This is a genomic window from Streptomyces sp. NPDC048002, from assembly GCF_040653275.1.
Classification (GTDB): Bacteria; Actinomycetota; Actinomycetes; order Streptomycetales; family Streptomycetaceae; genus Streptomyces.
Genome location: NZ_JBEZNL010000041.1, coordinates 14096 through 29255, shown reverse-complemented (window position 1 = coordinate 29255; position 15160 = coordinate 14096). Strand labels below are relative to the sequence as shown.

Sequence of the window (15160 nt, the reverse complement as noted above, 5' to 3'; positions counted from 1 at the left end):
CATGTACAGGCCTGGACGCAGAGAAAACGGGCCGGCCTCCCCCGAGGGGAGACCGGCCCGCTGACCAGCGCCTTCACACACCGACGGCCGGCCTCCCCGGAAGGGGGAGACCGGCCGCCAGGGCCTTGCCGGGAAACGTCAGCCCATGTGGGCCAGCGCGGAGCCCGACGCCGCCTCACCGGGCTGCGGCTTGGGCGTGTTCATCAGCGCCGCGATGGCCACCGCGCCACAGGCCATGATCACACCGGCCCAGGTGAAGGCCGTGGTGAAGCCCTCGGTCATCGCCTGGTGGACGACGGCCGGGTCCTTCCCCTGCGCGGCGTGCTCCTTGAGGTACTCCGCCGCCGCGTCCGCGGCGAGGGTGCTGAGCAGCGCCGTACCGATCGATCCGCCGATCTGCTGCGCGGTGTTGACGGTGCCGGAGGCCACGCCCGCGTGCTCGTCGGCGATCCGGTAGGTCGCGTAGTTCATCGCCGTCGCGATCACCAGGCCCATGCCCGCGCCCTGCACGTACAGGGCGGGCGCGACCATCGTCCAGTAGGAGGAGCCCGGGTCCAGCGCGGCCAGCCAGAACAGCGCGCAGGTCGCGATGACCATGCCGGGCACCACCAGGGCGCGCGGCGGCACCTTGGGGATGAGCTTGGTGGAGACACCGCCGGCGAACATGCCGACGCCCAGCGGCAGCGGCAGGAAGGCCAGACCGGTCTCGACCGGCGAGTAGCCCTTGACGAGCTGGAGGTAGAAGGTCAGGAAGAACAGCGCGCCGAGCATGGCGATCATCGCGACGCCCACCGCGAGGTAGGAGCTGCCCCGGGTGCGGTCGCTGATGACGCTCAGCGGCAGCAGCGGATGCGTGGAACGCGCCTCCACCGCGACGAACGCCGCCAGCAGCACCGCGCCGGTGGCGAAGAGCCCCAGCACCAGACCGGAGCCCCAGCCCTCGGACTCGGCCTCGCTGCACGCGTACACGATCGCGACGAGACCGGTGGTGACCAGCAGGACGCCGGGGATGTCGAACTTGGCCCGCACCGCGGCACGCTGCTCCGGGCCGAGGTACAGCACACCGAACGCGGCGATCACGGCGATCGGGGCGTTCACGTACATGCACCAGGTCCAGTCCAGGTACTCCGTCAGCAGACCGCCGAGCAGCAGGCCGATGACGGCGCCGCTGGCGACGATGCCGCCGAAGATGCTGAACGCCTTCGCCCGTTCACGCTGGTCGGTGAAGTTGACCGTGATGAGCGACAGCGCGGTGGGCGCCAGGAGCGCGCCGAACACACCCTGGAGCGCACGCGCGGTGAGCAGCATCTCGATGTTCCCGGCCGCGCCGCCCAGGCAGGAGGCGATCGCGAAGCCGGCCAGGGCGATCAGGAAGGCCCGCTTGCGGCCCGTGTAGTCGGCGATCCGGCCGCCGAGCAGCAGGAGGCTGCCGAAGGCCAGGGTGTAGGAGGTGACGACCCATTGCCGGTTCTCGTTGGAGAAGCTCAGGTCTGCCTGCATCTCCGGCAGCGCGATGTTCACGATGGTGATGTCGAGAACCACCATGAGCTGCGCCAGGCAGATGAAGACGAGGGCCGTCCAGCGCTTGGGATTCGCTAACGGGGCTGATCCGGCGGCGCCGCCGCCGGGGACCCGGTCTTCGGATGTGGTCATGGGGGGAGATGCCTTTCTCCGTCGTGTTTCCACGGCCCCCTCGACGGGGGCCGCGGACCTTGGCTCGGCCGTGCGGGTCGGCCGCCGCAAGGGGCGGGGGCGTCACCGCGACATGAATTCACCCGTTGATGGATTCATCCTGCCATGAATTATTCTCCCTGCGCGACGGTGCAGGCAAGTACCCCGTTCGGACCATCCACTCGAAGTACAGCGAGAGCAGCGAGCCGTCGAGCGGAGGACAAGCGATCCCCGAGCCGGCCAGCCCCTGCACGGTGTTCGAGGCGTCGTAGTCGATGGCCTCCTCACCACCGACGACGAACTCCTCGACCACCCCCATGACCGGGTGCAGCTCGTTGTCGTTGACGGCGAAGGACTCCTGGAGCGCCCGCCACCACTGGTCCACCTGCACGGTCCGGAAGTCCCACCCGTACCGCTCCATCGCGTTCAGCAGCTCCCCGAAGGCCGCCTTGCGCCGGTTGACCAGGTGGTACGTCAGCCCCCAGGCGTGCTCCCGGCGGGAGATCCGCACCAGGGCCGAGGTGACGTAGTCGACCGGGGTCATCTCGATCTCCAGATCGAGGTCGGGCGCCATTCCCAGCTGCACACAGCCCTTGATCACCCGGGTGGTGAAGTGGGTGGTCAGACAGGCTCCGGTGCGCGAGTCGCCGAGCACCCGGCCGGGCCGGTGCACATCGACCGGGATGCCGCGCTCCTGCGCCTGGCGGACCAGCAGCTCGGCCGCCCACTTGGTCTGGACGTACCCGGTGACCAGCTTGCCGGCGCCGAGGATGTCGTCCTGCTCGCCGATCACGCTCCGGCCGTCCGCCGGGATGCCCCAGATGCCGTACGTCGACACGTACGAGACCGGGATCTGCGCCGGACCGGAGCAGGCGAGGCGCAGGATCTCCTCGGTGCCCGTCAGGTTCGCCGGGCGCAACTGCTCGTAGGTGTAGGAGAAGTTGACCCAGGCGCCGTTGTGGTAGATCGCGTCCAGGGTGCCCGCGAGCCGGGCGAAGTCCGCGTCCGACAGACCCAGCCGCGGCTTGCCCAGGTCACCGGGGACCACCGTGATCCGGGCCTCGGCGCCCTCGCGCCAGGGCAGGTACTGCTCCAGGTTCCGCCGGAGCCGGTCCAGACCGGCTTCCGGGGTGTCGCAGCGGACCAGGCAGTGCACGGTGGCCTCGGTGGTCCCCAGCAGCTCGTCGAGGAGGTACGCCCCGAGGAAGCCGGTGGCACCGGTGAGCAGCACGTGGCGCGGGTCGGTGTACCGGGTGCCGACCGGTCCGGCCGGGACGATCGCCGGGTCGAGGGCGACGTCGGCGGCGATCAGCTCCGGCTCCGTCCAGTCGGCGGCCGGCGCCGGCGCGGCCTCGCCCTCACCGCCGAGCACGGTGTCCAGCAGCCGCACCCAGTCCTCCAGCGCGGTCCGCTCGAAGAACTGCCCCGGCTTCAGGCTGATGCCCAGGTCGCCCTTGCAGCGCTTGACGACCTCCATCACCATCAGCGAGTCCAGGCCGTGCGACATCACGTCCGCCTCGGGCCTCAGCGACTCGGGCTCCACCGCGAGCACCTCACCGAGCACCTGCTGGAGGTAACCGGTGAGCACGCCCGTCCGGCCCGCCGGGTCCGCGCCCTCCAGGGCCTGGAGCACCGCGGTGGAGGTGCCGCCGCCGACGCCCTCGTCGATCTCGACGGTACGCAGCACCGGGCGGTCGGCGCGGGCCTCCATCACCGGCTTGTACACGGACCAGTCGGCGGCGCAGACCACGGCCTGCGGGGCGTCCCCGGCGAGCAGCGCGTCCAGCAGCCGCAGACACTGCGGCGCGGAGAGCGTGCGCAGACCGGTGGAGGTCAGGAACTCCAGGACGTCGGCGCCGAACAGGTTGGACGCCAGCTCCCACGGACCCCAGCTCACGGTGAGCGCGGTGAGCCCCTGCGCGCGCCGGTACTCGGCGAGCGCGTCCAGGAACGAGTTGGAGGAGGCGTAGCTGGTCAGGTGCTGCGAGCCCCAGGTGGCGGCGATCGAGGAGAAGCCCAGGAAGAAGTCGAGCTCCAGCCCCTCGGTCAGCTGGTGCAGCAGCCAGCCGCCGACCACCTTGGGCCGCCACACCGCGTCGTACTCGTGCGGGTCCGCCACCGGGATGTCCCGCAGGAACTGCGGGACGGAGGTGCCCGCCGCGTGCACCACGCCGCGCAGCGGCATCAGGCCGGTCGCCAGGCCCTGGATCACCGGCAGCATGTCCTCGATGTCGTTGACGTCGGCGGCGACCACGTCGACGAGCACGCCGGTCTCCTCCAGCGAGGACACGAAGTCGACGCGCTCCCGGACCGAGCCGGTCAGCGCCGGGTCGTTCCACTCCTTGCGCGGCGGCAGCGGCGTCCGGCCGAGCAGGACGATCCGGCCCGCGCCGCTGTCGGCGAGGTTGCGGGCCAGGGTCTGCCCGATACCGCCGAAGGCGCCGGTGATCAGATAGGTGCCCTGCCGGTCGATCCTCGGGCGCCGCTGGAGTTCCTCGGCGCTCAGCGTGAACTTCACCAGCCGGGCCACCCGGCGCCCCGCGCCGCGCAGCGCCTGCTGGTCCTCGTCGGCGGTGTCGGCGAGCGCGGCGGCCAGCGCGGCGCCCTCGTCGCCCTCCCCCGGCTCCGGGTCCAGGTCGACCGCTCCGGCCCAGTGCTCGGGGTGCTCCAGCGCGACCACCCGGCCCAGGCCCCACAGGGTGCCGGCGAAGGGCGAGGTGACGCCCTGCTCCGGCAGGGCGGGCACGGCACCCCGGGTGACCAGGCTGAGCCCGGTCGCGGTGCACGCCGAGCGGGCCGTCATGGCCTGCACCAGGGCCACGGCGGCGAGTTCCGCGCGGTCCCGGAACGCGGTCAGCGACTCGGCGTCGGCGGCGTCCGGGCGCGGCGCGTCCAGACCGGTGAGCAGCACCACCCGGTGCGGGGCGACCCCGTCGGGCAGGTCGTCCAGCCAGTCGTCCAGGTCGGGGGCGCCGGACTCCTCGATCCTGCAGTGCGCGCCCCGGGCCCGCAGCGCCGTCGCCAGGCGGCGGGCGGTGCCGGTGCGGTCGGGCACCAGCAGCCAGCCCTGCCCGGACAGGTCCGGGTCCGCGGCGGCCGGTTCGGTCTCCTGCCATTCGAGCCGGGTGAGCAGCTCCTCCGGGTGGCGCCAGGGCGCCGGGGCGGTGGCCCCGCCGGAGGCCGGCTCGCTGACCACGGTCAGTTCGCGGATGCCGCCCAGGTAGGCGCCGTCCTCGGCGAACAGGTCGACACTGCCGCTGACCGTCCCGGGCTCGCTGCCGGGCTGGGCGATGGCCCGGACGTAGCGGGCGCCGCTCAGCGAGTCGAGCGTGGCCTCGGTGATCCTCCCGGCGAAGCCCGCCTGACCCAGACCCGCGTCCCAGGAGACGGCGGCGACGGCCGCGTCGAAGACCTGCACGGCGTGGTCGGCGATCTCCTCGCTGTCCAGGCCGAGCGCCACCAGCACGCCCTCGTCGCCGCGCCGCGCGGAGACCACCGCGCCGATCAGGGCGTCCGACAACGAGGCGGTCTCGTAGTGGAGTTCGTCGCGGTACTCGTGTCCGGCGAGCGTCGGCGCGCCGGCCCCGGAGTGCCGCGAGCGGGCGCTGGCCCGGCGCCGCAGGACCGCGCGGGCATGCCGCGTCCAGGGCCCTCCGGCGGCCGCCTCGGCGGGGGTCTGGCTGAGCAGTTCGACGATCGCGCAGCCGTCGTCGTCACCGTTGACGATGATCTGGAGCACCCGGCCGGCCCGGTCCATCGGCGGCGGCTGGAACACGTCGAGGGTCTCGACGCAGGTCCACGCCCCGCCGAGCGCGTCCGCGGCCGCCGCCCGCGCCGCCCGCCCCAGCGAGCCCACCGGCAGGAAGCGGAGGCCGTCGGCGCCGGTGCGCGCGAAGCGGTCCCAGTCCGGTGCGTCGAGCTGGAGCTCGTAGGTCGGCACGGCGCTGCGCAGCCGGATCCCGGCCTGCGGCACGGGAGTTCCGGCCAAGGCGCGGGGGGCCGCCTCGTCGCGGCGCTCCTCGTACCAGTAGCGCTCGCCGTTCCAGGGGGTGACCGGCAGGGGCACCCGGGTCGGGGTGCGGCCCGAACCCGAGTGCACCGCCGTCCAGTCCACGGTCTCGCCGCGCAGGTGCAGCAATCCCAGCGCCCGCTGGACGGCGGTGCGGTCCTCGGGTGCGCCGGCCCTCGGCTTGTACAGGGACGGCACGTACAGGCAGTCGCCGTCCAGGCCGGTGCGGTCCCCGATGCCGCTGAGCACCGGGGCGGGGCCGATCTCCAGGAAGGTGCGGGCCCCTTCCGCGTGCAGCGCGGTGAGGCCGTCGTGGAAGCGGACCGTGCCGGCCGCGTGCCGCACCCAGTACTCGGGGCCGCCGTCCTCGGCGGTCCAGGGGCGGCCGGTGTGGTCGGAGACCAGCGGCAGGGTCGGCGTCCGGTAGGTCAGCGACTCGGCGACCTCGCGGAAGGCGGCCAGCATCGGCGCCAGCAGCGGCGAGTGGAAGGCGTGGCTGACGGTGAGCCGGGTGGTGCGCGTGCCGCGCCGCTGGAGTTCGGCGGTCACCGCCTCCACATCGGCCTCGGCGCCCGAGATCACCACGCTGGAGGGGCCGTTGACCCCGGCCAGCGACACCGTGTCGCGGTGGCCGGCGATGGCCGCGCGGGCGGTGGCCTCGTCGCAGTCCAGGGCGGCCATCGCGCCGCCTGCGGGCAGTTCGGCCATCAGGGCGGCACGCGCCGCGACCAGCCGGACGGCGTCCGGCAGATCGAAGACGCCTGCGACGCAGGCGGCGACGATGCCCCCGATGCTGTGGCCGAGCAGGCCGCTGGGCCTGAGCCCCCAGGACTGCCACATCCGGGCGAGCGCGTACTCGACGGCGAACAGCGCGGGCTGGGTGTAGCGGGTGTCGTCGACCGGGGAGTCCTGGCCGGGCTCCGGCCACACCACGGTCGCCAGCGGGCGGTCCAGATGTACGTCGAAGAGTTCCGCCGCCTCGTCGAAGGGGCCGCGGAAGGCGGGCTCGTCGGCCAGGCCGCTCGCCATTCCGGCGTACTGCGATCCCTGGCCGGTGAACAGCCAGGCCGTCTTGCGGTGCTTGTGGACGGGGAGTTCGGCGGTGACGACGCCGGAGGCCCGCTCGCCGCGCGCGAACGCGGCGAGCGCGTCGGCGAGTTCGCCCGCGGTGGAGCCGGTGACGGCGACCCCGTTGCGCTGCCGGGAACGGCCGACCTGGCTGGTCCAGCTGATGTCGGCGAGCGGCTCGGCGGGGTGGGCACGCAGGTGGTCGGCGTAGCGTCCGGCCAGTGCGGCGAGTCCCTCGGCGGAGTGCGCCGACAGGGTCAGCACCTCGGGTCCCGCGGACGCGGCGGGCCCGGTGCGCAGTGGTGCCGCGCTGATCACGGCGTGCGCGTTGGTGCCGCTCGCGCCGAAGCTGCTGATGCCGCCGATGCGGGGCCGGTCACCGGTGTCGCCCCAGGCGCCGCCGTCCTTGGTGACCTCCACGTTGAGCTTGCCCCAGTCGACGTTGGGGTTGGGCTCGTTGAAGTGCAGGTGCGGCGGGAGCTGGCCGTGCTGGAGGGCGAGGACCAGCTTGAGCACACCGGCGATGCCCGCCGCCGACTCCAGGTGACCGATGTTGGTCTTGATCGAGCCGACCTTCAGCGGGCTGTCCGCGGGGCGGTTGCGCCCGATCACCGCCTGGAGCGCCCTGAGTTCGATCGGGTCGCCGAGGGCGGTGCCGGTGCCGTGCGCCTCGACGTAGTCCACCTCGCCGGGGGCGATGCCGGCCTGCTCCAGCGCACCCCGGATGACGCCCTGCTGGGCGGCCGGGTTGGGCACCGTCAGACCGCTGCTGCGCCCGTCGTGGTTGACGGCCGAGCCGCGCACCAGCGCCAGCACCGGGTCGCCGTCGCGCAGCGCGTCGGAGTAGCGCTTGAGGACGACGACTCCGGCGCCCTCGCCGCGCACATAGCCGTTGGCGCCCGCGTCGAAGGTCTTGCAGCGGCCGTCCGGGGAGAGCCCGCCGAACTTGCTCATCATGACGAAGCCGTACGGCGAGAGCATCAGGTTCACGCCGCCCGCGAGGGCCGTGTCGCACTCGCCGGTGCGCAGGTCCTGGCAGGCCTCGTGCAGCGCGACCAGGGAGGAGGAGCAGGTGGTGTCGACGACCTTGCTCGGGCCCATCAGGCCGAGGGTGTAGGAGATCCGGCCGGCGACGAAGCTGGGCTCGCCGACGAGCTGGTAGGCGTCGACGTCCCGGATGTCGCCCTCGCTCTGGCGCAGCCGGGCGTAGTCGGTGGTGGAGACGCCGAAGTAGACGCCGGTGGCGCTGCCGGTCAGCCGGTCCGGCGCGTAGCCGGCCCGCTCCAGCGCCTCCCAGGCCACCTCCAGCACGATCCGCTGCTGCGGGTCCATGCCGACCGCCTCGCGCGGCGAGATGCCGAACACGCCGGGCTCGAAGAGGTCCACGCGCTCGTCGAGGAAGCCGCCCTGCGTGACGTACGCCTTGCCGGGCCGGTCGGGGTCGTCGTCGAAGACGGCCTGCGCGTCGCCGCGTTCGGCCGGGAACTCGCGGATGGTGTCGGTGCCGTCGACCAGCATCCGCCACAGCGAGTCGGGGCTGTCGGCGCCGCCGGGGAGCCGGCAGCCGAGTCCGATCACGGCGATCGGCTCGTCCAGCGGGCGGCTGCGGTTCTTCGCCAGCTCGCCCTGGAGCCTCTCGATCGTGCGGACGGCTTCGACGAGTTTGGCCCGGTAGTCCGGGGTCGTCATGGTCAGTCTCCCTCGGTCAACAGGGCTTCGGACGACGCCAGCGCGTCGTCGAGACGGCTCAGCAGGGAGTCGTCGTCGAGGTCTGCGAGATCTTCCAGGACCTCGGCCGGCTCCTCGGGCGCGTGCTCCGCGCCCGCGGTTCCGGCCGGGTCCTGCGGTTCGGTGAGCACCTCGTCGAGGACGAAGCGGGCGAACGACGTGACGTTCGGGCACTCGAACATGACGGTGCCGGGGAGTTCCAGGCCCAGCTCGCGCTCGGCGCGCTGCTTGAGGTCCTGCGACAGCACCGAGTCCATACCGAGGTCGAAGAAGCCCTGGTCGGGCGAGACATCGGCCTCCTCGCCGAGCACCTGCGCGACGAGCACCAGCAGCAGGTCGACCAGTCGCTCCTCCCGCCGGTCGGGCGGCAGCGCGAGCAGCTCGGTGGCGAGATCGCCGGCGGGCTCCGGCGCGGCCGCGGGCAGCGGCTCGGACTGCGGCTCGGACCGCGGACGGGGTTCCGCCGCGTACGGAGTCTCCACCCAATAGGGCTTGCGCTGCCAGGGGTAGGCGGGCAGCGGTACGGTCCGGTGCGGTCCCGGCACCAACCGGTCCCAGTCGACGGCGACGCCGTGGGAGTGCAGCGCGGCGGCCAGTTCCAGCAGTTCGACCGGGCCGAGGTAGGCCTTCTCGACGCCGCTGGGCTGGCGCCGGCGGGGCGCGGTCAGCTGGACCGGGACGACCTCCCCGGGCTCCACCGAGGCGTCCAGGGCGGCGCCCAGCATGCGGATCGCGCGGCTGCCGGTGCCGATGTCCAGCAGGACGTCGAGGCCGCCCAGCATGACCTCGTTGGCCAGCGGGGTCCAGCCGTCGGCCGCGGTGTGCCGGGTCACCCGGGCTCCGTCGGGCTGCGCGGGGACGGGCACGCCGGCCGCGAGCAGCCGTACCGCGTTGACGAGGGTGAGGTCGCCGGCGACCACGGCGGCGGCGTACTCGCCGATGTCCCAGCCGACGACCGCGTCGGGCCGCACGCCGAACACCTCCCACAGGGCGGTGGTGGCGAGCTGGCCGGCGAAGACCTCGCCGGCGTGCTCCACGCTGCCGGGGTGCGGCGGGCCGTCGGGCTCGCCGAGTTCGGCGCGCAGTGCCTCACGGGCCTCGGCGAGCGTCGCGCGGTAGGTCTCGGCGGCCTCCGGGTCCCCGGCCAGCACCTCCTCGTAGGCCGACAGGTCGGCGGGGGTGCGGCCGTAGACGAAGAGCACCGTGGCCTCGTCGCGGGCCTGTGCCGGGCGGGCCCGGTCCAGGGCGGCGAGCAGCTCCTCGCGGGTGCGTCCGACGGCGGTGATCCGGTGCGCGAGGTGGGCGCGGCGGGCGCCGGCCGTCCAGCACAGGTCGGCGAGTTCGCTGTCGGCGGCGGATGCGACGCGCTCCCGCATCAGGGCCACGGCCTCGGTCAGGGCGTCCGGGGTGGCGGCCGAGACGGTCAGCACGCAGGGCCGTACGGGCCTGGGCGCGGCCGGGGGCACGGACTGCCGCGGGGCCTCCTGGACCAGGACGTGGGCGTTGGTGCCGGTGAAGCCGAACGCGCTGATGCCCGCGATCCGGGGCCGTTCGCCGCGGGGCCACGGGACCGGTTCGCCGGCCACGCTCAACGGCAGCTTGGCCCAGTCGAGTTGGCCGGTCGGCTCGGTCAGGTGCAGTTGGGCGGGGATGCGCTCGTGGCCGAGGGCCAGCACCGTCTTGATCAGCCCGGTGACTCCCGCGGCGGCCTCCAGATGGCCGACGTTGGTCTTCACCGAGCCGACGACGAGCGGGCGTCCCGCGGGGCGTCCGGTGCCCAGGGCCCCGGCCAGCGCGCGCAGTTCGACCGCGTCGCCGAGCCGGGTGCCGGTGCCGTGCGCCTCGACGTAGCTCACCTCGTGCGGTTCGACTCCGGCCTGGTCGAGCGCGGTGAGGATGACCTCCTCCTGGGCGGTGCCGCTGGGCACGGTGAACCCGCCACTGGCCCCGTCCTGGTTGACCGCGCTGCCGCGGATGATCGCGTACACCCGGTCACCGTCGCGCAGCGCGGTCGAGAGCTTCTTGAGCACGACCACACCGGCGCCCTCGCCCCGGCCGTAGCCGTCGGCGGAGTCGTCGAAGGTCTTGCAGCGTCCGTCGGGGGCGAGCGCGCCGGCCGCGCCCATGGAGAGGAACACCGTCGGGGTGGCCATCACGTTGACCCCGCCGGCCAGCGCCAGCCGGCTCTCCCCCGCGCGCAGGCTCTGGCAGGCCAGGTGCACGGCGGTGAGGGAGGAGGAGCAGGCGGTGTCGACGGCGAGGCTCGGGCCGCGCAGGCCCAGGAAGTACGAGATACGGCCGGCGGTGGCGCTGAAGGAGTTGCCGGTGCCGTAGTACAGGTCGACGTCGGACTCCCGGCGGGTCACCAGCTGCTGGTAGTCGGTGGTGTTGAGGCCGACGAAGACACCGGTGCGGGAGCCGCTCATCCGGTCGGCCCGGACCCCGGCGTCCTCCAGCGCCTCCCAGGCCACCTCCAGGAACAGCCGCTGCTGCGGGTCCATGGTGCGGGCCTCGCGGGGCGAGATCCGGAAGAAGGAGTTGTCGAAGCCGTCGACCTCACCGAGGAAGGAACCGCGGGCCGGTACGCCGTCGAGGGCGGAGGTGTCCCAGCGCTCGGCGGGCACGTCCCCGCTGGCGTCGACCCGCTGGTCGAGCAGCCGCCAGAAGTCCTCGGGCCCACCGACCCCACCGGGCAACCGGCACCCGATCCCGATCACGGCAACAGCCTCGACCCCGTCCTCCCCGGGGGTCGGTTCCCCGACGCCGTCCGTCTCGGGGACCCGGGCCGGCACCAACGGTTCCTGACCGTCGGACGGCCCGGCAGCACCCTCCAGGGGCGCGGGGAACTGCGCGACCGGCCCGGACGCCACCGCACCCGACCCCGAACCGCCACCACCCCCCACCAGGGGCGCGGGGCACTGCGCGACCGGCCCGGACGGCGCCGCACCCGCCCCACTGCCCACCTCGGCAGCCTCCTGAGGCGTCAACGTCACGATGTAGTCCGCGAACCCGTCGATCGTGCCGTGCGCCAACGCGTCCGCCCCGTCGACCTCGACCCGCAGCTCCTCGGCCACCCGGCGCGCGAACTCCGCCACGGAGATCGAGTCGATCCCCAGCTCGAAGAACCCCCGCGAGCGCGGCAGCCGCTTGCGGGGCCCGTGCCCGAGCACCTTCAGCAGCACGGCATGCACCGTGGACGCGACATGCTCCCGTTCGAGCACGACGGGCACGTCAGGCTCACCTCCGGCCTCGGCGGACTCCTCCGAGGCCACCGGCACCGCAGCAGGCACCGAAGCAACAGCAACAGGCGCCGGAGCAGGGGCAACAGTCGCCGCAGCCGGAGCCGGCGCCGCAGCCGACACCCCCTCCGCCCCCAGCTCCACGACAACCCGCCCACCCGCGTCCACGAGCCGCACCTCGGCCCGCAACCCGTCCAGCCGGCCGGGCCCTTCGCCCTGGTCACCGCGCTCCACGCCGTCCAGCCAGAACCGCTCGTCCGCCCACTGGTGGGGCGGCAGCGACACGGGCCGGACCGGCCCGCCGAGCGCACCGGCCCAGTCGATCTCGACGCCCGCCGCGTGCAGCGCGGCCCGGGACCGGGCCAGCATCGTCGGGCCGTTCTGGGCCCGCACCAGCGAGGAGACGACGGGCCCGCGCCGCTCGCGGTGGGCGAGGGCGGACTGGAGCGGCCGGGACAGCACCGGGTGGGCGCCGATCTCGACGAACGCCGTCTCGCGGTCGGCGAGCAGTGCGTCGACGACCGGCCACAGCCGCACCGGCTCACGGAGGTTGGCGCTCCAGTAGGCCGCGTCCAGCGGCACGTCCTGGCCGGGCAGCGCGGTGGACAGGAACGGCACCGTGGGCACACTGGGCTTCAACCCGGCCAGCAGCGAGGCGAGTTCGTCCGCGTAGGGCTGCATCAGCGGGGAGTGGAAGGCGTAGTCGACCGGGAGCGCCACCACGTTCACGCCGTCCGCGGCGAGTTCACGGACCGCGGCCTCGACCGCCGCCGCGGGTCCGGCGACGACCACGGAGGCGGGCCCGTTCTCGGTGGCGACGCACACCTCGGGGTGCCCGGCGGCGAGCCGTTCGCGGACCTGGTCGGCGCCGAGTTCCACGTTGGCCATCCGGCCGGTGCCGGCGGCGCGGTGCATCAGCCGTCCGCGGTGCGTCACCAGCCGTACGGCGTCCTCCAGTTCGAGGGCGCCGGCGAGGTGCGCGGCGGCGACCTCGCCCATGCTGTGGCCGATCACCGCGTCGGGGCGCACGCCCCAGGAGTGCCAGAGGCGGGCCAGCGCGACCTGGACGGCGAACACCGCGGGCTGGGCGACGTCGGTGGCCTTCACCCGGGCCGGGTCGGCGTCGCGCAGGACGTCGTAGAGGGACCAGCCGGCTTCGGCGCGCAGCAGTTCGTCGATGTCGTCGAGGGTGTCGCGGACGACGGGTTCGGACTGCGCGAGGTCGAGTCCCATCCGCGGCCACTGCGAGCCCTGGCCGGAGAAGACGTGGACGACCTTGGGCCGGGTCTCGGCCGCGCGGGTGCCGTCGGCGCCGGCGAGGGCCGCGGTGAGTTCGGCGGCGTCCTTGCCGACGACGGCGATGCGGTGCTTGTGGTGGGTGCGGCGCACCGCGGAGGCGGCGGCGAGCGGTCCGACCGGGTCGGCGAGGGTTCCCGCGTAGTCGGCGGCCAGGCGGCGCAGGCCCTCGGCGGTGGTCGCGGAGACCAGCAGGGTGTGCGGCCCGGCGGACTCCGCGCCGGCCTCGTCGGCGGGGGCGGGCTGCGGCGCGCTGCCGAGGACGACGTGGGCGTTGGTGCCGGAGAGCCCGAAAGCGCTCACCCCGGCGGTCAGCGAACGCTCCTCGCCGGGCAGCCGGACGTGCTCCACCGGGACGAGCGTCCCGGACGACTCCCAGTCGATCATCGGCGCCGGGTAGACGTGGTGGATCTGGCCCGGGACCGTCCGGTGCCGCAGCACCAGCAGGGTCTTGAGCAGTCCGGCGATGCCCGCGGCGGAGTCCATGTGCCCGAAGTGCGCCTTGTGGGAGCCGACCAGGAGGGGCTCCTCGACGGACCGGGTGCGGCCGATGACCTCGGTGAGCGCGGAGATCTCCAGCGGGTCGCCGAGCGGGGTGCCGGTGCCGTGGGCCTCGACGAAGGCGGGTTCCTCGGGCGTGACGGAGGCCGACGCGAGCGCCGAGCGCAGCAGTTCCTGCTGGGCGAGTGCGTTGGGGGCGGTCAGTCCGGCGCTGCGGCCGTCCTGGTTGACGGCCGAGCCGCGGATCAGTCCGTGGATGCGGTCGTGGTCGCGCACGGCGTCGGCGTAGCGCTTGAGGACGACGACGCCGCAGCCCTCGCCGCGGACGATGCCGTCGGCGCGGGCGTCGAAGGGGCGGCACCGTCCGGTCGGGGACAGCGCTTGCACCTTGCCCATGAAAACGGAGAGTTCGGGCGCCACGATCACGTTGACGCCGCCCGCGAGCGCGGCGTCGGCCTCGCCGTTGCGCAGCGCCTGGCAGGCGAGGTGGACGGCGACCAGGGAGGAGGAGCAGGCGGTGTTGACGGTCATCGCGGGACCGTGCAGCCCGAAGGTGTAGGCGACGCGTCCGGCGGCGAAGCTGAACTCCTTGCCGGAGGCGAAGTAGGGGTCGATGGCGCGGATCCCGGAGGTCCGCGCGTGCAGCAGGAGGTAGTCGGAGCCCAGGATGCCCAGGTGGACGCTGGTGCGGGTGCCCTCCCAGCCGGCCCGGGGCAGTCCGGCGTCCTCCATCGCCTCCGAGCACACCTCCAGCAGCAGCCGCTGCTGGGGGTCCATGCCCCGGGCCTCTCGCGGCGAGACGCCGAAGTAGTCGGCGTCGAAGCGGTCGATCCCGTCGAGGAATCCGCCCTCGCGGCAGTAGGTGGTGCCGGGGTTGTGCCGGTCGGGGTGGTGGAAGTCCTCGCTCCAGCGGTCGCCGGGCACCGGCGTGACGACGTCCACGCCGTCCATGAAGACCCGCCACAGCCCGTCGAGGTCGCGTACACCGCCGGGGAAGCGGCAGCCGGCCCCGACGACGGCGATGTCGTCGGGGCGCGGCTCGTACCGTCGGTTCTCAGCCATGGACCGGAGTACCTCCCGTTGTGACCTGGTGGCGTCCGCCGGCCAGGTATCCGGCGAGCGACCGGATCGTCGGATGGCGTACGAGGGCACGCGGGTCCACCTCGTAGCCGAGCCAGTCCGCCAGGGCCGTGGTGATCACCAGGCTGTCCGCGGAGTCGATGTCGAACTCGTCGAAGCACAGGTGGACCGAGACCATCGCCGGGGGCAGCAAGGTCCTCTGGGCTATCTGCTCCACCAGCCAGTTCTCCACCGCTTCGGGGGTGATCTCCCTCGCAGGTCCGCTCACCGTGGCACCTCTCTCCCTCAAGTGCGGCCGAAAGCGACGGTAGGGAGACGGACTCAAGACGCCCTTGAGAGTGCCCGGGGATGGCCGGTCCTCGCCCCTTCCCGGGCCGTGCGGCGGCCGCGGAGGGACGGGTGGGCGGCGGGCGCCGCCCGGATCGGGGCCCAAGGGGCCCGGCGCGCGGCCCGTCCGCGAAAGGCCGTATCGGGGCGGCTGGTTCAGGCCAGCGGGGGGCGGAGCGAACCCCTCCCCTCTCGAAGCCCTGTCGACGGCGGCTTGAGCGCTGCCTGGTGCGATCGCCGG

Annotated in this window: 4 protein-coding genes; all 4 read right to left on the bottom strand. The window is 73.8% G+C overall.

Going from position 1 to position 15160, the window contains the following annotated elements; all coding sequences use genetic code 11:
• Positions 1 to 138: 138 nt before the first annotated feature.
• The 4 genes from AB0E07_RS33215 to AB0E07_RS33200 all read right to left on the bottom strand — a co-directional run bounded on the left by AB0E07_RS33215 (position 139) and on the right by AB0E07_RS33200 (position 14860).
• Positions 139 to 1653 carry an MFS transporter gene (locus AB0E07_RS33215; RefSeq protein ID WP_362260447.1) on the bottom strand — a complete coding sequence of 505 codons (1515 nt, stop codon included), beginning with the start codon at positions 1651 to 1653 and terminating at the stop codon, positions 139 to 141.
• Positions 1654 to 1771: 118 nt separating this feature from the next.
• Positions 1772 to 8437 carry a thioester reductase domain-containing protein gene (locus tag AB0E07_RS33210; protein WP_362260442.1) on the bottom strand — a complete coding sequence of 2222 codons (6666 nt, stop codon included), beginning with the start codon at positions 8435 to 8437 and terminating at the stop codon, positions 1772 to 1774.
• 2 nt (positions 8438 to 8439) lie between these two features.
• A complete protein-coding gene (locus AB0E07_RS33205) occupies positions 8440 to 14574 on the bottom strand; it encodes a beta-ketoacyl synthase N-terminal-like domain-containing protein (RefSeq protein ID WP_362260440.1) in 6135 nt (2044 codons plus the stop codon).
• Positions 14567 to 14860, bottom strand: coding sequence for an acyl carrier protein (locus tag AB0E07_RS33200; protein ID WP_362260438.1), 294 nt, complete (start codon positions 14858 to 14860; stop codon positions 14567 to 14569). Before AB0E07_RS33200 ends, AB0E07_RS33205 begins: the two co-directional genes overlap by 8 nt.
• Positions 14861 to 15160: the final 300 nt, after the last annotated feature.